At 69.8% G+C, this 20,899-nt stretch carries 17 protein-coding genes; 7 read left to right on the top strand and 10 right to left on the bottom strand.

Going from position 1 to position 20,899, the window contains the following annotated elements; all coding sequences use genetic code 11:
* The first annotated feature begins 26 nt into the window (after window positions 1-26).
* The 6 genes from C9E82_RS07220 to C9E82_RS07195 all read left to right on the top strand — a co-directional run bounded on the left by C9E82_RS07220 (window position 27) and on the right by C9E82_RS07195 (window position 7,636).
* Window positions 27-692 (top strand): DUF2291 family protein, encoded by a 666-nt coding sequence (locus C9E82_RS07220; protein WP_119897928.1) that lies wholly within the window; start codon window positions 27-29, stop codon window positions 690-692.
* Window positions 689-2,227 carry a sugar ABC transporter ATP-binding protein gene (locus C9E82_RS07215; RefSeq protein ID WP_119897927.1) on the top strand — a complete coding sequence of 513 codons (1,539 nt, stop codon included), beginning with the start codon at window positions 689-691 and terminating at the stop codon, window positions 2,225-2,227. Before C9E82_RS07220 ends, C9E82_RS07215 begins: the two co-directional genes overlap by 4 nt.
* Before the next feature lie 26 nt (window positions 2,228-2,253).
* Window positions 2,254-3,294 (top strand): ABC transporter permease, encoded by a 1,041-nt coding sequence (locus tag C9E82_RS07210; protein ID WP_119897926.1) that lies wholly within the window; start codon window positions 2,254-2,256, stop codon window positions 3,292-3,294.
* 96 nt (window positions 3,295-3,390) lie between these two features.
* Entirely contained in the window at window positions 3,391-4,338 is a 948-nt protein-coding gene (locus C9E82_RS07205) for a D-ribose ABC transporter substrate-binding protein (RefSeq protein WP_119897925.1), read from the top strand.
* A gap of 121 nt (window positions 4,339-4,459) precedes the next feature.
* On the top strand, window positions 4,460-5,983 hold the full coding sequence (locus tag C9E82_RS07200; protein ID WP_119897924.1) for an FGGY-family carbohydrate kinase: 1,524 nt from the start codon (window positions 4,460-4,462) through the stop codon (window positions 5,981-5,983).
* Window positions 5,984-5,986: 3 nt separating this feature from the next.
* Window positions 5,987-7,636, top strand: coding sequence for a glycerol-3-phosphate dehydrogenase/oxidase (locus C9E82_RS07195; protein ID WP_119897923.1), 1,650 nt, complete (start codon window positions 5,987-5,989; stop codon window positions 7,634-7,636).
* Between the two features lie 3 nt (window positions 7,637-7,639).
* On the opposite strand, the gene otnC is transcribed toward C9E82_RS07195, so the two are convergent.
* From otnC to C9E82_RS07150, 9 genes are all read right to left on the bottom strand, one after another.
* Window positions 7,640-8,293, bottom strand: a complete 654-nt coding sequence (gene otnC / locus C9E82_RS07190; protein WP_119897922.1) for a 3-oxo-tetronate 4-phosphate decarboxylase — start codon at window positions 8,291-8,293, stop codon at window positions 7,640-7,642.
* Window positions 8,290-9,552 (bottom strand): 3-oxo-tetronate kinase, encoded by a 1,263-nt coding sequence (gene otnK / locus C9E82_RS07185; protein WP_119897921.1) that lies wholly within the window; start codon window positions 9,550-9,552, stop codon window positions 8,290-8,292. The genes otnC and otnK overlap by 4 nt, the downstream gene beginning before the upstream one ends.
* A 12-nt stretch (window positions 9,553-9,564) precedes the next feature.
* On the bottom strand, window positions 9,565-10,956 hold the full coding sequence (locus C9E82_RS07180) for an SAF domain-containing protein (protein ID WP_119897920.1): 1,392 nt from the start codon (window positions 10,954-10,956) through the stop codon (window positions 9,565-9,567).
* Window positions 10,957-10,969: 13 nt separating this feature from the next.
* Window positions 10,970-12,475 carry a tripartite tricarboxylate transporter permease gene (locus C9E82_RS07175; RefSeq protein WP_119897919.1) on the bottom strand — a complete coding sequence of 502 codons (1,506 nt, stop codon included), beginning with the start codon at window positions 12,473-12,475 and terminating at the stop codon, window positions 10,970-10,972.
* 13 nt (window positions 12,476-12,488) lie between these two features.
* Complete coding sequence (locus tag C9E82_RS07170; RefSeq protein ID WP_119897918.1) at window positions 12,489-13,001, bottom strand: tripartite tricarboxylate transporter TctB family protein; 513 nt, start codon at window positions 12,999-13,001, stop codon at window positions 12,489-12,491.
* Between the two features lie 100 nt (window positions 13,002-13,101).
* Complete coding sequence (locus C9E82_RS07165) at window positions 13,102-14,094, bottom strand: tripartite tricarboxylate transporter substrate binding protein (RefSeq protein ID WP_119897917.1); 993 nt, start codon at window positions 14,092-14,094, stop codon at window positions 13,102-13,104.
* A 46-nt stretch (window positions 14,095-14,140) separates the two neighbouring features.
* Window positions 14,141-15,202 carry a 4-hydroxythreonine-4-phosphate dehydrogenase PdxA gene (locus tag C9E82_RS07160; RefSeq protein ID WP_119897951.1) on the bottom strand — a complete coding sequence of 354 codons (1,062 nt, stop codon included), beginning with the start codon at window positions 15,200-15,202 and terminating at the stop codon, window positions 14,141-14,143.
* Window positions 15,203-15,346: 144 nt separating this feature from the next.
* Window positions 15,347-17,092, bottom strand: a complete 1,746-nt coding sequence (locus C9E82_RS07155; protein ID WP_122449230.1) for a dihydroxyacetone kinase family protein — start codon at window positions 17,090-17,092, stop codon at window positions 15,347-15,349.
* The gene (locus tag C9E82_RS07150; RefSeq protein ID WP_240643710.1) at window positions 17,076-18,029 is read right to left on the bottom strand and encodes a sugar phosphate isomerase/epimerase family protein; all 954 of its coding nucleotides are present in this window, start codon (window positions 18,027-18,029) and stop codon (window positions 17,076-17,078) included. The genes C9E82_RS07155 and C9E82_RS07150 overlap by 17 nt, the downstream gene beginning before the upstream one ends.
* A 285-nt stretch (window positions 18,030-18,314) precedes the next feature.
* Between C9E82_RS07150 and C9E82_RS07145 the strand changes: the two genes are divergently transcribed.
* Window positions 18,315-18,968: a GntR family transcriptional regulator gene (locus tag C9E82_RS07145; RefSeq protein ID WP_119901091.1), complete on the top strand. Its 654-nt coding sequence runs from the start codon at window positions 18,315-18,317 to the stop codon at window positions 18,966-18,968.
* 64 nt (window positions 18,969-19,032) lie between these two features.
* On the opposite strand, the gene C9E82_RS07140 is transcribed toward C9E82_RS07145, so the two are convergent.
* The gene (locus C9E82_RS07140; RefSeq protein WP_170162188.1) at window positions 19,033-20,796 is read right to left on the bottom strand and encodes a calcium-binding protein; all 1,764 of its coding nucleotides are present in this window, start codon (window positions 20,794-20,796) and stop codon (window positions 19,033-19,035) included.
* Window positions 20,797-20,899: the final 103 nt, after the last annotated feature.

Genomic DNA, 20,899 nt, shown 5'->3' with positions numbered 1-20,899 from the left:
AACCTGACCAATCCCGAGGCTGCATCATGGTCCAGAGCACCATCCCGACCGGCTCCGCCCCGAAGGCCCCCGCCCCGTCGCGGCGCGGGCTTTTCATCGGCATCGCCGCGGCTGCCGTCGTGCTGGCGGCCATCGCGCTTGACACGACGGTGGTCCATGTCGGCTCGGAAGCCGATATCCGCCAGCAGGCCTTTTCGCCCGACGGCTTCGGCCAGGCGGAATTCCCGCGCATCCAGGAATTCGTCCGCCAGCGCGCCGCCGAGGCCTCCGAGCTTGCCGCCGCCATCGAGGCGGACAGGGAGGCGGCGATCGCGCAATTCGGCACCCCGGCCTCGACCGGGGCGATCCTGGCGGTGCGCGTCACCGGCGTGGCGGGCGAACCGCGCGCCGGCATCCATCCGCTGGCCGTCGAGGGCCTGCCCGAGGACATCACGGTCCGCGTCCAGACCGGCCCGGCGATCAACGGCACCGACCTGCGCGACGCGCCCGGCGACATCGAATTCGGCGCGTTCAGGAACCAGATCGAGTATCAGAACGCCGGCGCCGGCCTCAACCGCGCCATGAAGGCGGCCGTCCTGGACCCGATCGACACCGCCAACCTGACCGGCCAGACCGTCGAGGTCGTGGGCGCCTTCCGGCTGATCAATCCCCAGAACTGGCTGATCACCCCGGTCGAGGTCAGCGTGAAATGAGCGCCGCCAGCATCCCCGACGCCAGGCCCGACGCGCGCGAGATCGTGCTGGCCGCCCGCAACGTCGCCAAGTCCTATGGCAGCGTCCATGCGCTGAAGGGCGTCAATTTCGACATCCATCGCGGCCAGGTCACGACCCTGTTCGGCGAGAACGGCGCCGGCAAGTCGACGCTGATGAAGATCCTCTCGGGCGTCATCCAGCCCAGCACCGGCGAGATCATCCTGGACGGCCAGCCGGTGGTCTTCAACAATGCCAACGAGGCGCGCGACCGCGGCATCTCGATCATCCACCAGGAGCTGAGCCTGGCGCCCAACATGTCGGTGCGCGACAACATCTTCATGGGCCGCGAGATCATCGGCCCGACCGGCGTCGATTTCGCCGAGGAAGAGCGCCAGGTCCGCCGGCTGATGGAGGAGCTGGAAGAAGACATCGACCCGCTGACCCCGGTCGAGGACCTGCGCCTGGGCCAGCAGCAGATCGTCGAGATCGCCCGCGCGCTGTCGGTGGACAGCCGCATCCTGATCATGGACGAGCCGACCAGCGCGCTTTCCGCGAGTGAGGTCGAGGTGCTGTTCAAGGTGATCCGCGACCTGACCGCCAAGGGGGTCAGCATCGTCTATATCTCGCATCACCTGGAAGAGGCGCTGACCATCACCGACCATGCCGTGGTGCTGCGCGACGGCAACATGACCGCCTATGCGCCGCGCGCCGAGATCGACCTGGAATGGATCGTGCGCAACATGGTCGGCGACAATTACGACCTGGGCGCGCCCCCCGCCAGCCGCTTCGGCGAGGTGGCGCTGTCGATCCGCAACCTCTCGGTGCCGGACCCGGCGGGCTTCAACCTGGTGGACCAGCTGTCCCTGGACGTGCGCGCGGGCGAGATCGTCTGCATCTACGGGCTGATGGGCGCCGGCCGCACCGAGCTTCTGGAAACCTGCGCCGGCCGGCTGCGCGCCTCGGGCGGCGAGATCGTGCTGGAGGGCCGCGAGATCTCGCATCTGTCCATCGCCGAGCGCATCGCGCGCGGGCTGGCGCTGGTCCCCGAGGACCGGCAGCGCGACGGGCTGGTCCAGACCATGACCGTGGGCGAGAACCTGTCGCTGGCCTCGATCGGCCGCTTCACGCGCGGGCTGTTCACCAGCCGCAGCGCCGAGAAGAAGCTGGTCGGCGACAGCATCCGCGAAGTCACCGTCAAGACCTCGGGCGGCCATGCCGCCATCGGCTCGCTTTCCGGCGGCAACCAGCAGAAGGTCGTCATCGGCAAGATCCTGGCCACGAAGCCGCGCGTCATCATGCTGGACGAGCCCTCGCGCGGCATCGACATCGGCGCCAAGGCCGAGGTGTTCAGGCTGCTGGCCAGGGGCGCCGAACAGGGGCTGGCGGTCGTCTATTCGACTTCCGAGGTCAGCGAATGCCTGTCCATCGCCCATCGGATCATCGTCATGCACAAGGGCCGCATCTCGGCCGAATTCGATTCCACCGTCACCAAGGAAATGATCATGGCCGCCTCGGGCGAGTCCGTGGCCGCCTGACGGACGCCTGCGAGGGAGGAAAACCCATGTCTGCCAATACCGCCCAAGCCGCCCCGTCCAGGGGCCGCGACTTCAGCATCGGGCGCTTCCTGCTGGAAGGCCGCGCCTTCTTCGCGCTGATCGCGATCATCGCGGTCTTCTCGTTCTTGTCGCCGAACTACTTCACGCTGTCGAACTTCCTGATCATGTCCAGCCAGGTCGCCATCTATGGCATCCTGTCCATCGGCATGTTGCTGGTGATCCTGAACGGCGGCATCGACCTGTCGGTGGGCTCGATCCTGGCGCTGTGCGGGGTGGTCGCAGGCGCGATGATGCAGGGGGTCGAGATCTCGGCCGCGGGGGTGATCCTCTATCCGCCGGTCTGGGCGGTGGTGGTGCTGACCGTCACCGTGGGCGCGCTGGTCGGCGCGCTGAACGGGGTGCTGGTCGCCTTCTTCAAGGTGCCGCCCTTCGTCGCCACGCTGGGGGTGATGTATGTCGCGCGCGGCGTCGCGCTCCTGATGACCAACGGGCTGACCTACAACAACCTGCGCGGCAGCGCCGCCCTGGGCAATACCGGCTTCAACTGGCTGGGCTTCAACCGGCTGTGGGGCGTGCCGATCAGCGTCATCGTGCTGGCGACCATCGCCGTCCTGGCCGGGCTGATGCTGTCGCGCTCGGCCTTCGGGCGCTGGCTCTACGCCTCGGGCGGCAATGAGCGCGCGGCGGAACTGTCCGGCGTGCAGGTCCGCCGGGTCAAGATCACCGTCTACACGCTGTCGGGCGCGCTGGCCGCCATCGCCGGGCTGGTGCTGTCCTCGCAGCTGACCTCGGCCGGCCCGACGGCGGGCACCACCTACGAGCTGACCGCCATCGCCGCGGTGGTGATCGGCGGCGCCGCGCTGACCGGCGGGCGCGGCACGGTGCGCGGCACGATGCTGGGCGCCTTCGTGATCGGGTTTTTGTCGGCGGGCCTCGTCATCATCGGCGTCAGCTCCTACTGGCAGACCGTCTTCACCGGCGCGGTGATCGTCTTCGCGGTGCTGATGAACTCGCTGCAATACGGCCGCGGGACCCGCCGAGGCTGAGGCCGGCCGATATCCGATTTCGTCGGGCGGCGCTTTCGGCCGCCCGGCAAAATGCCCGCCGATCACGGCCGGGTTCAACAGAAGGGAGTGAGACCAATGTTCAAGATGACGCGCCGCATGCTGCTTGTCGCCACCGCCTCGGTTCCGCTGATGGCAGCGGCCGCTTCAGCCGAGGGGTTGATCACGATCATCGTCAACGACCCGGCGAACCCCTATTGGTTCACCGAGGGCGAGGTCGCCAAGGCCACGGCCGAGGAACTGGGCTATACCGCCAATGTCGCCGCCCATCGCGGTGACACCAATACCGAAAGCACGCTGATCGATACCGCGATCACCAACCGCTCGGTGGCGATCATCCTCGATCCGGCCAATGCCGACGGCTCGGTCGGCGCGGTGCAGAAGGCGGTGGACGCCGATATCCCGGTCTTCCTGGTCAATGCCGAGATCAACCAGGAGGGCCTGGCCAAGGCGCAGCTCGTCTCGAACAACGCGCAGGGCGCGGCACTTGGCGCGCAGGCATGGGTCGAGGCGATGGGCGACGGCGGCCAGTATGTCGAGCTGTTCGGTGCGCCTTCGGACAACAACGCCCAGACCCGCTCGAACGGCTACGAGACCGTGCTGAGCCAGTATCCCGAATTCGAGAAGGTCGGCCAGGAAGTCGCCAACTGGGACCGCACGCAGGGCTATCAGCGGATGCAGTCGCTGCTGCAGGCCAATCCCGACATCAACGGCGTGATCTCGGGCAATGACGAGATGGCGCTGGGGGCCATCGCCGCGCTGAAGGAGGCCGGCAAGCTGGACCAGGTGACGGTCGGCGGCTTCGACGGCTCGCCCGACGCGGTCGAGGCGGTGCTGGCCGGAGAGCTGGCCTATACCGTGCTGCAGCCGGTCGCGATCTTCTCGGCCGAGGCGGTGCGCCAGGCCGACAACTTCATCAAGACCGGCGAGACCGGCGCGGATGCCGAAAAGCAGCTGTTCGACTGCCTGCTGATCACGACCGAGAATGCCGGCAACTACAGCGCGCCCTTCGTGCTGGACCAGTAACCGATCGCGGGGCGCGGGCAACCGCGCCCCCTTCGCCCGCCGCCGGCCCTGCCCGCCCGGCCCTTTCCGCCCGGATCGTTCCACCCGGCCCCGCGACGCATCCCGACAGCCCCGAGGTCCCATGCCCCTGCTGCTTGGCATCGACAATGGCCTGACCGTCACCAAGGCGGTGGTCTTCGATCAGACCGGCCGCCCGCTCTCGGTCGCGCGGCGCCGGGTGCCGCAGATCATGCCCCGCCCCCGCCATGTCGAACGCGACATGGCCGTGCTGTGGACCCAGAGCGCCGCCGCCATCGCCGAGGCCGTCGCGACCTGCGGCCGCCCGGCCGGGGACATCGCGGCGGTCGCGGCGACGGCGCATGGCGACGGCATCTATCTTCTGGACCATGAGGCGCAGCCCCTGGGCAACGGCATCCTGTCGCTGGACAGCCGGGCCGGCGATGTCGCGGCAGGCTGGCAGCGGGACGGCACCGCCGAGCAGGCGCTGACCCGCACCGGCCAGATGCCGCACGCCTCGGCCCCCTCGGCGCTGCTGGGCTGGATCCGCGCCAACCAGCCGGACCGCTTCGCCCGGATCGGCCATGTGCTGGCCTGCAAGGACTGGCTGCGCTTCTGCCTGACCGGGCAGATCGCCACCGACCTGACCGAGGCCAGCACCTCTTTCACCGATGTCGCGACGCAGGACTATGCCCCCGACATCCTGGGGATCTTCGGCCTCAAGGCGCTGGCCCATGCCCTGCCGCCGATCCTGGCGCCCGACCGGATCGCGGGCGCCGTCACGCCCCAGGCCGCGGCCGCGACCGGCCTGGCCGAGGGCACGCCGGTCGCGGCGGGGCTGCATGACGTGACCGCCTCGGCGCTGGGGGCGGGCGGATATGCGCAGGGCACGGTCGCCATCGTCGCGGGCACCTATTCGATCAACGAGACGGTCTTTGACCGGCCCAGGGTGGATGCGCGCTGGTTCTGCCGCAACGGGCTGAAGCGCGGCGAATGGAACAGCATGTCCATCTCGCCGGCCTCGGCCGCGAATTACGACTGGTTCCTGGACCGGCTCTGCGGGGTCGAACGCCGCGCCGCCGAGGTCGCGGGCCGCGCCTTCCATGCCGAGATCATCCCCGAGATCGAGGCCGCCATGGCCCGCCCCTCGACCGCGATCTTCCACCCGTTCCTGTTCGGCTCGCCCCTGGGTCCGGTGGCCAGCGCCGGCTTCTTCGGCCTGCGCGGCTGGCAGGATCGCGGCGACATGCTGCGCGCCGTGATCGAGGGCATCGCCTTCAACCACCGCCACCATGTCGACGCGCTGCGCGACGGCTTCGCCCCGCAGGCCGCCCGGCTGACCGGGGGCATCTCGCGCAGCCCGCTTTTCGCCCAGCTGTTCGCCGATGCCCTGGGGATGCCGGTCAGCGTCAGCGACACCGACGAGGCCGCCGCCTGGGGCGCGGCGCTGTGCGCGGGCGCGGCGATCGGGCTCTATCCGTCGCCCACGCAGGACCCGCGCGACCTGGCGGCGCTGACCCGCGCCTACGCGCCCGATCCCGACCGCAGCGCCGCGCTTGCCGCGCGCTATGCGCTGTTCACCGACCTGACCCATGCGCTTGCGCCGCTCTGGCCGCGGATCGAGGCGTTGGCCCCGACCGAAGGCTGAACCATGACCGACGACATCGACGTGCTGATCCTGGGCGCCGGGGTGAACGGGGCGGGGCTGTTTCGCGACCTGTGCGAACAGGGCGTCCGCTGCGTCATCGCCGACAAGGGCGATTTCGGCGGGGGCACCTCGGCGGCGCCCTCGCGGCTGATCCATGGCGGCATAAAATACCTGGAAACGGGCGAGCTGGGGCTGGTCGCGCAATCGACGCTGGAACGCAACCTGCTGTTGCGGAACGCGCCGCATCTGGTGCGCCCGCTGCCGACGGTAATCCCGATCTTTTCCTGGCTGAAGGGGATCCCGGCGGCGCTGAGGACGCTGTTCGGATCGACCACCGCGCCGCGCAGCCGGGGCGCGGTGCTGATGAAGATCGGCCTGGCCATGTATGATTTCTACGGCCGCCGCCACCGCGTCATGCCGCGCCACCAGCTGTGGTCCCGCCGCCGCGCCCTGCAAGAGATCCCGCCGCTGACCCCGCGCATCGTCGCCGCCGGGCAGTACTACGACGCGACCGTGATCCAGCCCGAACGGCTGGTGTGGGAGCTGCTGGCCGACGGCATGCGCGCCCATCCCGCCAGCCGCGCTCTGAACCATTCCGCGATCGAGGCGACCGATGGCGAGGTGGTCCGGCTGGCCACGCCCGAGGGTCCGCTGGTGCTGCGGCCGCGCATCGTCGTCAATGCGGCGGGTCCCTGGATCGACCGGGTGAACGCGGCGCTGGGGGCGCCCTCGCGGCTGATCGGCGGCACCAAGGGCTCGCATATCCTGCTGGACCATCCCGCGCTTCTGGCGGCGCTCAGGGGCCGGATGATCTATTTCGAGGCCGATGACGGCCGCATCTGCCTGGTCTTCGACTATCTGGGCCGGGCGCTGGTCGGCTCGACCGACATCCGCGCCGACGATCCCGACAGCGTGACCTGCGAAGAGGCCGAGATCGACTATTTCATGGCCGCGCTGAAAAGCCTGCTGCCGGGACTGGATTTCCACCAGGGCCAGATCGTCTATGCCTATTCCGGCATCCGGCCGCTGCCCGCCTCGGACGGGACCGCGCCGGGGCTGATCAGCCGCGACCATTCCGCGCCCGTGGCCCCGCCCGAAGGGGCGCGGCGCTGGCCGATCATCTCGCTGGTGGGCGGGAAATGGACCACCTTCCGCGGCTTCGCCGAAGAGGTCGCGGACGGCATCCTGGCCCGGCTGGAGCGGCCCCGCCGCCGGTCCACGCAGGAGCTGCCCATCGGCGGCGGGCGCGACATGCCGCGCGACGAGGACACGCGCGCGCGCTGGATCGACCAGGTGGCGCAGGCCAGCGGCGCCAGCGTGGCGCGCACGGCGCTGCTTCTGGACCGCTATGGCAGCACCGCCCGGCCGATCCTGATGGCCGAGGGCGCCAGCCCGCGCCTGCTGCAGGACGCGCCCGAATACAGCCTGGCCGAATTCGACTGGATGATCCGCCACGAGAGCGTCCGCCACCTGGCCGATGTGGTGATGCGCCGCAGCGCGATCGCGGTCAGCGGCCGGCTGTCGCGCCGCGACCTGGCGGCGATCGCCGCGCTTTGCGCAGCCGCGCTTGGCTGGGACGCGGCGCGCGAGGCGCAGGAACTGGCCGAACTTCAGGCGCTGCTCAGCTCGCGCCACCGCATCCGCCTGCTATAGGTTTCAGGCGTCGCCCCAGGCGATGTCGTGCAGCCGCACCAGCTCATCGACCTGGGCCGGGGTCAGCAGGTTGGGCGTGGTCCCGCGCAGCAGCAGCGCCAGCCGCGCGGTGGCCTCCAGCTCCTCGATCGCGTTGCAGGCCCCTTCCAGGTCGAGGCCCGCCACAACCGGCCCGTGATTGGCCAGCATCACCGCCGAGCGCCTGCCGGCCAGCCCGCGCACCGCCTCGCCGATGGCCGGATCGCCGGGACGGAAATAGGGCAGCAGCCGCACCCGGCCCAGCTGCATGAAGGCATAGGGCGTGATCGGCGGCAGGAAATCCTCGGGATCGGCATCGGGCAGGGCCGAGAGCGCGACCGAATGGCAGGAATGCAGATGCACCACCGCCGCCGTGCGCCCGCGCGTCTGGTAGAAGGCGCCGTGCAGCGGCATCTCCTTGGTGGGCTTGTCGCCGCCGATCTGGCGCCCCGCGGCGTCGAAGCGCGACAGGCGGCCGGGGTCCAGCCGCCCGAAGCTGGTCCCGGTGGGCGAGACCAGCAGCCCGCCATCCGCCGTCCGGGCCGAGATGTTGCCGGTCGAGCCATGGGTCAGCCCGCGTTCGAACATCGAGCGCGCGAGGGTGCAGATCCGTTCGCGCAGCCGGGCTTCCTCGCTCATGCCGGCACCCCTGCGCCTTCCAGACAGGCGGCGGCCTTCGCGAAGAAATCCTCGGCCCCGAAATTGCCGGATTTCAGCGCCAGGACCAGGTCGCGCCCGGCGCGGATCGCGGGCACGCCGGGGTCGATCTCGGGGCCGATCTCCAGGCTGGCGAGGCCCAGCCCCTCGACCACCGCGCCCGAGGTCTCGCCGCCCGCGGTGATCAGGCGGGTGACTCCGCCCGCGACCAGCAGCCGCGCCGTTTCCGCGACGAACGCCTCCAGCCGCGCGGCGACCGTTCCGGTCCCGTGGCGGGCCTGCACGGCACGCACGGCCTCCGGGTCGGCCGAGGAATAGACCAGCGGCAGCCCGTACTGCGCCAGCGCCCAGTCGGCGGCCTGGCGGGCGCTGGCGCGGCCGGCCAGCACCGCCTCGGGGTCGATTTCCAGCGCCGGCGCGCCGCCGGCGACATGATGCGCGACCTGCCGCCGCGTGGCGCGGGAGCACGAGCCCGACAGCACCGCCGCCGGCCCCGCCTGCCCCCGCCAGCGCGGCCCCTCGGCCGACAGAAGCCCCTGCGCGCGGAAATTCCCCGGCAGGCCAAGCGCGATCCCGGAGCCGCCGGTCAGCAGCGGCAGGTCGGCCACCGCCTGCCCCAGCGTCACCAGATCCTGGTCCCGGATTGCATCGGCGACCACCAAGCCCCGGCCCGCCTGCACCTCGGCATCCAGCCTTGCACGGGCGGCAGCGGCGCCGGCCCAGACGGCATCGGCGGGCAGATGGCCGACGCCGCGCGCGGTCTGGCGGGCCAGCCAGCGGCGCAGGTCGGGATCGGTCATGGGGGTCAGCGGGTGGTTCTCCATCCCGCTTTCCGACAGCAGCCGGTTGCCGACGAACAGATGCCCCTGGAAGACCATCCGCCCCGCCGCCGGGAAGGCCGGGCAGAAGATCACCCGGTCGGTGCCAAGCGCATCGGCCAGCGCCTCCGCCACCGGGCCGATATTGCCCTCGGGCGTGGAATCGAAGGTCGAGCAATATTTGAACAGGAACTGCCGGCAGCCCTGCGCGTGCAGCCAGTCCAGCGCCTCAAGCGACAGCCGCACCGCCTCGGCGCGCGGCAGGGAACGGGATTTCAGCGCCACGATCCCGGCCTCGACCTCGGGCGCGGCCGGGGCAGCGGGCGTGCCGGCATATTGAACCGCCCGCATCCCCGCCTTGACCAGCGTGTTGCCCAGATCCGAAGAGCCGGTGAAATCGTCCCCGATGCAGCCCAGCAGCATGGCGCCCCTCTCCTATGACCAGTCGGTGACGGCGTCCTGCGCCAGCCGCAGCCGCAACATCTGGGAATCGTCGTCCAGCTCGACATCGCCGCAGCGGATCGGCCGGCCCGCCGGCACATCCCGCGCCAGCCTGCGGCCCGCCGCCAGATAATAGGGGATCGGCACATCGTCACCAAGCCGCGCGGCGGGCGTCATCCGGGCCGAGACATCGGCGATGGTATGGTGATGCCCCTCGGCCCGCAGCAGGGTGCCCGCCGGCAGCGCGGCATCGGCGAAGGCGGTCAGGTCCATCACCGGCCGGGGCGCGACCGCCCCCGAGGAAGCGCCAAGCAGCGCCGCCTCGAACACCGTGGTCGCGGCTTCCAGCCCCAGCAGGTGGCGCGGCAGGCCGATCATCGCCGTCCGGCCGTTGCGGGCCACGACATGGCCCTTGTCGCGCAGCATCTCCCAGCTGTCATCGTCGCGGCAGGCCACGGTCACGAAGACGCCGCCGGCAAAGCTGGGCTCATCGGGCAGGCGCAGGCAGTGGAAAACATCCAGCCGCCCGCCACCCTCCAGCAACCCGCCGTCGGATCGCGGCGCCATCAGGTCGGCGACCTCGGTGATGCGCGCGATGGGCGCGTGCAGGTCGGCGCGGTCGGCCCGCAGACCCAGCGCATTGGCGACGACCGTCATCTCGCACAGGTCAGGCACGGCGCGCTGCGGCAGGGCGGCGGCATGTCGGGACCGCGCGGCGACGACCTCGGGCCAAGGGCGGCCATCCGGGCGAAGCCAGTCGCCGAAGCCCGGCGCGGCAATGCTGCGGCCATTGCTGGCAATCGTCCCGGCCTGGGGGTCGAAGACGAAATCGTATTCGCTGGACTTGCCGGCCGCGACGATCTCAAGGCCGATCACCTCGGCCCAGCTCGCCAGCCCGATCAGCAGGCTGGGCTGGTCGCCATCGACGGGCGAGACGACCCGACCCCGTTCCGCCGCCAGCCGCGACAGGATCGGGCCGACCACGCTGTCGGTTTCCTTGGTGACCATGACCACATGCTTGCCGGCCTCGATGGCGAGGCGGGCATGGCGGGCGCCGGCCTCGGGATCGCCGGTCGCCTCCAGCACGACCTCGACGGGCAGTTCCGCCACCAGCGCGAAATCGGCCACGGCAATCGCCTTGCCCGCCGCCCAGGCCGCGCGGGCCGAGGCGGCGTCGGCGCATTCGGCGATCCGGTCCGGCGCGGTGCCGACCGAGGCCAGGGCGCGGGCCGCGATCGCGGTCTCGCGGTCCACGGCGACGCGGCAGGCCAGCCCGGTCACATGCCGGGCCTGCGACAGGAAGCTGCGCCCGAAGCCGCCGCTGCCGATGATGGCGCATTCGACCACGCGGCTGCCGCGATCGCGGAAATATCGAAGATGGTTCATCCGCGTTCCCCGCCTACTCGACCGGGACCCGGCGGCGCAGGCGCGAGCCCAGCTGCAGGGTCTTGGGCAGCACCAGGAGCGCGATCCCGATCGCCATGATCGAGGCGACCAGCGTGTTCGAGAAGAAGATCGCCAGCGACCCGTCCGACAGGATCATCGACTGGTGGAAGGCGTTCTCGGCCTTGTGGCCCAGCACCATCGCCAGAACCAGCGGCGCCAGCGGATAGTTCAGCTTGGTGAACAGGTAGCCGACCAGCCCGAAGACCAGCACCAGCCACAGATCGAAGCTGGAATTCGACACCGTATAGCCGCCGACGAAGCAGATCACCACGATCATCGGGCCGATGATGGTGAACGGGATGCGCAGCAGCGCGGCGAACATCGGCACGGTCGCCAGCACCAGGATGACCCCGATCAGGTTCGACACATACATGCTGGCGATCAGCCCCCAGACGAAATCCGGCTTGGTGGCGAACAGCATCGGGCCGGGGGTCAGGCCCCAGATCATCAGCCCGCCCATCATCACCGCCGCCGTGGCCGAGGACGGCACACCCAGCGCCAGCATCGGCAGCATGGCGCAGCTGCCGGCGCTGTGGTCGGCGGTCTCGGGCGCGACGATGCCCTCGGGGCGGCCGGTGCCGAAGGGCTCGCCCTTGCGCGAAGCCTGCCGGGCGATGCCATAGCTCATGAACGAGGCGGCGGTGGGGCCGCCCGGCGTGATGCCCATCCAGATGCCGACAAGGCCGGACCGGATCGTCGTCGCCCAATAGCGCGGCAGCTCGGCCATGGTCTTCAGCACGTCGCGCAGGTCGATCTTCGAGGCGACGCCGCGGAAGCGCAGCCCCTCCTGCACGGTGGACAGCAATTCGCCGATGCCGAACAACCCGATCACGACGACCAGGAAGCTGATGCCGCTGAGCAATTCATTCAGCCCGAAGGTCAGCCGGATCTCGCCGGTCACGGTGTCCATGCCGACCGAGGCCAGCAAGAGGCCGGTGGTCAGCGAGACCAGCGTCTTCATCGGCGCGGCGCTGCCCATGCCGATGAAGGCGGCGAAGGCCAGGAAGTAGACCGCGAAATATTCGGGCGCGCCGAATCTCATCGCGAATTTCGACGCCCAGCCGGCCAGCAGGGTGATGACCACGACGCCGATCAGCGCCCCGATGCCGGCCGACATGAAGGCCAGCGTCAGCGCCCGTGTCGATTGCCCCGACCGCGCCATCGGATAGCCGTCGAAGGTGGTCGCGACCGAACTGGGCTCGCCGGGGATGTTGAACAGGATCGACGTGGTCGAGCCGCCGAACAGCGCGCCCCAATACATCGAGGACAGCAGGATGATGGCCGAGGTCGGATCCAGCGCGAAGGTCAGCGGGATCAGAAGCGACACGCCGTTCGGCGCGCCGAGCCCCGGCAGCACGCCGACCACCAGGCCCATCAGCACGCCGCCCACCATCAGCATCAGGTGCATCGGCGTGATGGCGATGGCGAAGCCATGCATCAGAAGATCGAAGTTACCCATGTTCAGCTCTCGCTCAATAGATGCCCAGAAGGGGTTCGATGGGGCCTTTCAGCAGCGGAATCCTGAAGATCACCTCGAAGATCACGTATTGGACGACCGAGAAGCCCGCGCCGATGGCCAGCGCCACCCACAGCCGATAGCCGCCCTGGCGCCAGGCGCTCCAGGCGATATAGGCCAGCGAGGAGACATAGACCCCCAGCGTCACCGTGCCGATGACGAAGCCTGCCATAGCGGCCAGGAAGGTGCCGATCCGGCCCAGGTGCTCGCGCTGCAGGAAGGGCTCCTCGATCTCCAGCGCCGCGCGGACCCGCGCCATCGCCTCGCGGTGCCTCAGGACCGCGCCGACCAGGTTCCACAGGCTGGCGCCGATCAGGATCAGCCCGACATAGAAGGGGAAATACCCCGCCTGCGGCCCGTGGCCTTCCCAGCCATAGCCCAGTTCCGAGGCGCCGATGATGGCGGCGACGCCCAGGGCGCCTGTGGCGATTGCCGTGCCGATCTCGGCGTGAAAACGTCTGACGGTCATGATGCTTCCTTTCCGCCTGCGGACCGGCAGGGAGAAGCTCCCTGCCCTGGCCGGTCGGGCCGGTTTCCCGGCCGCCGGCGCGAAGCCGCATTCCCGGTGCCTAGTTCGCGGTCCAGCCTTCGGCCTCGAAGACCTTGACCGTGCCCGTCTCGTTGGTCTCGATGAACGAGGCCAGCTCTTCCCCGACCAGGACCGCCCCGGTCTGCGAGGTCTTGGCCAGGTAGTCCTGCCATTCCGGGGTCTCGGCGACCTTCCGAAGGGCGTCCTGGTAATAGGCCAGGACCTCGGGATCGGTGCCCGCCGGCAGCCAGATGGTGCGCGGCATCTGATAGCTTTCGATCTCCAGCCCCTGTTCCTTGCAGGTCGGGATGTCGTGCCAGCCCATGTCGCCGCTGACCGGCTCGCTCTCGGCCATGCGCTGCGGCGAGAAGACGCAGAGCGGGCGGACCGCGCCGGCCTGCCATTGGCCGAGGTTCTCATTGGGGTTGTTCACATTGGCCGCGACATGGCCGCCGGCCAGCTGCACGGCGACCTCGCCGCCGCCGTTGAACGGGACATATTTGAAATCCGCACCCGTCGTCTGCTCGATCAGCGCGACCAGGGTTTCGTCGGTATCCTTGGACTGGCTGCCGCCGAAGGGGATGGTCCCCGGCGCGGCCTTGGCCGCCTCGACCAGGTCCAGCGCGGTTTCATAGGGCGCATCCGCCTTGACCCAGATTAGGAATTCGTCCAGCGCCAGCGCCGCGACCGGCTGCAGGTCCTCGGCGCTATAGGCCAGCTTGGCGACATGGGGCAGCAGATAGACGTTGTTCGTCCCGAAGATCAGCTTGTTCGCATCGCCCGCGTTCTGGCGGGCATAGAGGAACGCCTCGGCCCCCGATCCGCCGCCCTTGTTCAACACCACGATCGGCGCGGAAAAGAGGTCGTTGCGGGTCAGCGCCGACTGGATCGTGCGGGCGAAATTGTCGCTGCCGCCGCCGGCGCCCGAGGCGACGACGAATTCGACCGGGCGGTTCGGCGCCCATTCGGCCAATGCGGGCACCGCTGCCAGCATCAGCGCGGCGGCGGCCACTGCTGTTCTCGTCTTGGTCATGGTGTTTCTCCTCCTCACAAACCAGCCGCCCTCGCGGCCGGAAATCCTATTCGGCGACCAGGGCCTTCTCGGCGACCCCGTCGACGGACCATCCCGCGGACAGGGCGGGCTGCCCCCGGCGCGGGGGATTGAGCGCGGCCAGACCGCTGCCCAGGCGGGCGGCGGCAAGCGTCGCGCCCAGATCGGCCTTGCCCTGGCCGGCGATGTCGAAGGCGGTGCCATGGGCCGGGGTCACGATCGGAAAGCCGTAGCCCGCGATCAGCGTCACGCCACGGTCGAAGCCCATCAGCTTCATCGCGATCTGGCCCTGGTCGTGATACATGGTCAGCACCGCGTCGAATTCGCCGCGCACGGCGCGCACGAAGACGGTGTCCGAGGGGATCGGCCCCTTGGCGTCGACGCCCTCGGCCACGGCGGCCTCGACCGCGGGGGCGATGATATCCTCGTCCTCGTGCCCGAAATTGCGCCCGTCGCCGGCATGGGGGTTCAGCGCCGCCACGCCGATGCGCGGGGCGGGCTTGCCGGCCCCGGTCATCACCTCATGCGTCAGGCGCAGGCTGTCCAGGATCCGCCCGACGCTCATCTTGCCGGCGACCTCGCTCAGCGGGATATGCGAGGTGACGCGGGCGTTCCAGACCTCGTCCAGCACGTTGAATTCCCGGCCGCTACGCCCGCTGCCCAGCACCATGTCGATGAAGCCGATCTCGTCGACATAGCTGGGACGGGCCAGCCGCATCGAATGCTTGTTGAAGGGCGTGAACATCACCGCATCGGCGATGCCGGCCTGGGCCAGCCGCAGCACCGCGGCGAAATTCTGCAGCGAGGCCGCCCCCGCCGCCGCGCTGGAGGCGCCCAGCTGCACCTGATCGGCCGGGCAGTTGGCCAGGTCGACCATCACCTGCCCGGCGGGCAGGTCGCCGGTCAGCTGGTCGGGGCGGATCACCGCCAGGTCCAGATCGACGCCGGCATGTTCCGCGCCCATCCTCAGGACGCTCGCATCGCCCACCACGATGACGTCACGGTCCCGCATGCCCTCATGCGCCAGCAGTTTCGCCGCCAGTTCGGGGCCGACGCCCCCCGCATCTCCGATCGCAAGTGCAATGCGCATGTGCGATTCCTCCATTCAGAGTTCTGTATACAACATGTCACATTCGGTCCAGAAATTTGTGCCGCGCCAGGATGCGGCAGGATCGGGGACCGATGTGGGGTGAAAGCGGTGCCGCGGGCGATCACGCCTGCGGCGCGGATGGTGTCAGGACGGCCGGGCGCTGCTGCCCGCACCCTTTTCCAGCGCATCCGCGATCACGCGGGCGCAGAGCGCCAGCGAAACCGCGCCGGCGTCGGGATGGCCGACGCTGCGTTCGGCCAGCGGCCGGGCCCGGCCCAGACGCGGGACCAGGTCGGCGGTGGCCTCGGCGGCCTCGGTCGCGGCGGTGGCCGCCCTTCGCCAGGCCTCCGGCAGGGCTTGGCCGCGATCCGCTTCGGCGGCCAGGGCATCGACGAAAGGCACCAGGGCATCGACCAGCGTCTTGTCGCCCGGCTGCGCCCCGCCAAGGCGCACCACCGCGTCAAGCGCATCCCGCGCCCCCGCCGCGACCAGGCCGGGCGCGATTGCGGCGTCGTCGCCAAGCGCCAGCCCGAAGCCGCGCAGGGCCACGCCCCACAGCGCCCCCGAGGTGCCGCCGGCCCTGTCCGCCCAGGCATCGCCGGCCGAGACCAGCACGCCCCCGGCGCCGGCACCGGCTGCGGATGCCTCGGCGGCCGCCGATGCGGCGGCACCCGAGCCGCGCGCCATGCCCTGGCCGTGATCGCCGTCGCCGGCCTGCGCGTCGATGCGGCCAAGCTCTTCCTCGGCCTCGGCCAGCGCATCGGCCATCCGGGCGATCAATGCCGCGATGCAGGCACCGGCTTGCCGCGAAACCTCGGAGCCGGGCTGGATCGTTTCCGCAGCGGCCACCGGCGCGGCGTCCTGCGGCGCCGCGACCGCCGCGTCCGGGCGGGCTATGCTGCCCTTGCGGAAGGCCGGAGCATCGGCAGGCGCGCGCCAGAACGCCTCCAACTCGTCATCCAGCCACAGGATCGACAGCGAACAGCCCGCCATGTCCAGGCTGGTGACGAATTCCCCGACCTCGGGATCGACCGGGGTCAGCCCCTCGTCCGCCAGCAGCCGCGACAGGTGATGCCACAGCACGAAAAGTTCCTCGTATTTGGTGCGGCCAAGGCCGTTCAGCACGACCGCCACGCGGCCGTCATGGCCCGCGGGACGTTCGGCCAGCAGCGGCGCCAGCAGCATCCGGGCCAGTTCCGCGGCGGGGATCATCCGCTCGGTGCGGATGCCCGGCTCGCCATGGATGCCCAGACCCAGCGCGATATGCTCCGGATCGACGGTGAACAGCGGCCCCGCCTGGCCCGGCAGGGTGCAGCCGTCGAAGGCGACGCCGAAGGAGACCGAGCCAGCGTTGGCGCGCTGCGCGACCGCCTCGACCGCGTCGATGTCCAGCCCCGCCTCGGCGGCCGCCCCGGCGATCTTGAACACCAGCAGGTCCCCGGCGACGCCGCGGCGCCTGCTGCGTTCCTCTGGGCCGGCGCTGGCCACGTCGTCGGTGACTGCCAGGATGCGGGCGTCGATGCCCTCGCCGCGCAGCCGTTCCGCGGCGGCGCCGAAATTCAGCACGTCGCCGGCATAGTTCCCGAAGCCCAGGATCACCCCGCCGCCCCGGTTCGCCGCCCGCGCCACCCCGGCGACCGCGCTGGTCGAGGGCGAGGCGAAGACATCCCCCGCCACCGCCGCATCGGCCAGCCCGGCCCCGACATAGCCCAGGAAGGCCGGATAATGCCCCGATCCGCCGCCCACCAGCAGCGCCACCTTGCCCTGGGGACCCGGCCGGGCGCGCACGGCGCCATGCGGCACCTGGGCGACCCGGTCGGCATTCGCGGCACAGAAGCCCGACAGGGCCGTCGCGGCGAAATCTTCTGGCTTGTCAAACACCCTGGTCATTGCTGATCGTCCTGTCCGAAAGAATGCGTCTGATATAGTCCCGGTTGGCCGCGCAGACCGACAGCCCGTCGCCGCCATAATGCTCGACAAGGAAGGGACTGTCGAAGCCCAGTTCCAGCGCCCGGCGGATCGCCGCACGCCAGTTGATCGTGCCGCCCATCAGCGGCGCCGGATGGGTCATGACCTGGCCGGTGCGCGGCTCCTCGATCCGGTAATAGTTCTTGACGTGCCAATAGCCGGCATGGGGCGCGCAAAGCTCGATCATCTCGGCCCAGGGTTCCACCGGGCGGTGCAGGCGGATCAGGTTGCCGATGTCGATGTTCAGCCGGACCGCGGGATGATCCACCTCGGTCACGAAACGCACCGCATCGCGCGCCGTGCCCAGATAGGTGTCCTCGTACATTTCCAGCGCGATCCGCACCCCGCAGCCCTCGGCATGGGCGGCCAGCTCGCGGATCCGCTCCACGGCAAGGCGATAGACGGCCGGGTCGTCGGGATTTCGCACCCCTTCCTCGGTCCAGAACCACAGCGCCTTCTGCTGGCGCGGCGTCAGCGGGCCGAAGAAGCCGAAGCTGACATGGCCCACGCCAAGCTCGGCCGCGGTGTCGATCACCCGGTGGCTGTAGGCCAGGTGGTCGTCGCCATGCTGGGGGTCGATCACGCTGCGCCGCGCGGTCGAGATGGCGGGAATGGCCAGGCCCAGGTCCTTGCAGATCGCCACGAAGTCGGCCCGCCGCGCAGCGTCCAGGTCGGCCAGGCGCAGCCAGGAATCGGTGGGATCGACGGCATCAAACCCGGCATCCGCGACCTGGACCAGGTCGCGCGCCCAGACCTCGGGCGCCGCATCCTGGATCGGGCGCCCGTCCGGCAGGTGGTTGGGAAACGGGATCATCGCCGCCGCGATGGGCCAGTCTCCGGCGCTCCAGCGGCGGGTCACGACCCGACCCCCGCGCGACGGCTGCTGCAGCTGGCTGGATGCCGCCCGCCCTGCGCAAGCGCAAGCCGGACACGCGGTCCCTGCCGATCTGGCGACATTGGCTCCTCCCGAATCAGTCCCCCTGCCAGGAAGGTGCTAGCACGCCGCAAAGGCGTTATCAAGTATGCTGTATACAGAGTTCAGAACGCATTATTGACTTATCCCCACGCGGCGCATAGCCATTCGGAAAGACGGGTGAGGAGAGGCAGGAACGTGGAGAGATCCGGCATATCGGATACGCAGGGCATGGAAGTCAGGATCGAGCGGCAATCGCTGCACGACGCCATCCTGAACCGTCTGCGCGACATGATCATCGAGGGCCACCTGCCGCCGGGCTCGCGGCTGAACGAAGGCCAGATCGGCGCGCAGCTCGGCGTCTCGCGCACCCCGCTGCGCGAGGCCATCAAGTTCCTGGCCAGCGAAGGGCTGGTCGAGCTGGTCCCGACGCGCGGCGCGGTCGTCAAGAAATTCGGCGCCAAGGAGGTGCTGGACATGATCGAGGTGCTGCGGATGCTGGAACAGCACGCGGGCGCGCGCGCCTGCGAGATCGCCAGCGACGAGGCCATCGCCGAGATCCGCGCGCTGCATGACGAGATGCTGGCCTGCTACCGGCGCCAAGACCGGCTGGCCTATTACAAGCTGAACCAGGCGATCCATACCGGCATCGTCGCCCTGGCCGACAACGGATCGCTGTCCGAGGTCCATGCGCGGCTGCAGACCCGCCTGAAGCGCATCCGCTTCGTCGGCCACGAGGGTCCTGAGAAATGGGCAAATGCCGTGGCCGAACACGAGGAGATGATCGCCGCGCTGGAGGCCCGCGACGCGGATCGCCTGGCGGCGATCCTGGGCAAGCACCTGACCCAGGCCTGGGAACGGGTCAAGGACGGACTGGACGCCTGAACGCCGGGGGCGACCGCGACAGCCCCTCCCCGCCACGCCGGGCAGAGAGGGGCCGGGCGCGCCCTCACAGGATGAAATCGCCCGCCCAATAGTCGCCGGCCGTGGTGGCGCCGTCCAGGATGCGGATCGTCATCTCGGGCGCGGCGTCATTGTCGACATTCAGGTGCAGCCAGGTCGCATTGCCGACATTCTGCAGCCAGATCGTGCCCACCCCGCCCGGCGTGGTGCCGTTGAAGGTGAAGGCCTGGTTGCCGCCCACCAGCGTGTTCGCGTCGATCTGGGACAGGTCGATCAGGTCCTCGATCGCGGCGGCGGGCCGGTTGCCGGCACCCTGGAAGCCGCTGATCGTGTCGTGATTGCCGCCACTGGGCGAATCCGAGATGCTGACGAAGCGGAACGTGTCCTCTCCTCCGCCCCCGATCAGCAGGTCGTTGCCGGCCCCGCCGATCAGCAGGTCATTGCCCGCGCCGCCATTCAGCGTGTCGTGACCGGCACCGCCGTTCAGCGTGTCGTTGCCGGCCCCGCCCAGCAGCTGGTCGGGTCCCGCCTCGCCGAACAGCTGGTCATGCCCCTGCTGCCCGGACAGGATGTCGCTGCCCGCGCCGCCGCGCAGCACGTCCTGCCCGGCGCCGCCGTTCAGGACATCGTTGCCGGCCTGGCCAAGCAAAGTGTCGTTGCCGTTGTTGCCGTTCAGCGTGTCATGGCCGGCCTGGCCGTTCAGCAGGTCATGCCCGGCGCGGCCGTGGATCCGGTCCGCACCCCCGCCGCCGCGGATCTGGTTGTCCCCGGCGGTCCCGAACAGGGTGTCGTGGCCCTGGCCCGATTGCAGATGGTCGAACTGGACGAAGCTCTCGCCCGCGTAATTCGTCAGCCCGCTGGCCAGGTCGACCTGGTAGTTGCCGCCATAGGTGGTCGTGTCCAGCCAGTCGACGCCGGCGCCGCCGCGCAGCGTTTCCGCGACGCCCAGGCCCGCATAGACATGGTCGTCGCCCGCCTGGCCGTCATAGACCCCCGCCCCGCTGGAGCGGATCGTGTCATTGCCCTCGCCGCCATAGATGGTGTCGGTGCCGCCGCCGCCGGTCAGGCTGTCATTGCCGCTGCCGCCCGAGAGATAGTCGTTGCCGCTGCCGCCATCGATCGTGTCGTTTCCGGCATCGCCATAGAGATAGTCGTTGCCGGCCTCGCCATAGAGCCGGTCGTTGCCGTCGCCTCCCAGGACCGTGTCGTTGCCGCTGCCGCCATAGAGCAGGTCATTGCCGCCGCCGGCCGAGATATAGTCGTTGCCGGCCTCGCCGCGCACGGTATCGTCGCCGCCGCCGCTGTAGATGGTGTTGGCATCGGCCGTGCCGGTCAGGCTGTCATTGCCGTTGCCGGTGACCAGGTTCTCGAACTGGGTGAAGCTTTCGCCGGCAAAGTTGGTCAGGCCGGTGGCCAGGTTGATGACATAGGCGGAATTCCAATTGGTGGTGTTCAGCCAGTCGACCCCGGCGCCGCCGCGCAGCGTTTCCGCAACGCCCAGCCCGGCATAGACATAGTCGTTGCCATTGCCGCCGTCATAGAAACCCGCCCCGCTGGAGCGGATCGTGTCATTGCCTTCGCCGCCATAGATGGTGTCGGTACCGCCACCGCCGACCAGGCTGTCATTGCCGGCCTCGCCATAGATCAGGTCGTTGCCGCTGCCGCCATCGACCGTGTCGTTTCCGGTGCCGCCATAGATGGTGTCGTTGCCGCCATTGCCAAGGATCAGGTCGTTGCCGCCAAGGCCGAAGAACAGTTCGGCGGTGTTGTCCCCGATGAGCGTGTCGTTGAAATTGGTTCCAATAGGCATCTCGAGCTCCTTTCGCTTCCGAGCGTTGCCTGCGCAAACGGGATCAGATCCCGCCCCCATCGATACCGCCGGCGGCGTGAAACGGTCGTGAATGAAGCCCAAG

The sequence above is a fragment of the Paracoccus sigandri genome (assembly GCF_003709565.1).
In the GTDB taxonomy this organism is placed as follows: domain Bacteria; phylum Pseudomonadota; class Alphaproteobacteria; order Rhodobacterales; family Rhodobacteraceae; genus Paracoccus; species Paracoccus siganidrum.
This window is presented reverse-complemented; position numbering and strand designations above follow the sequence as displayed.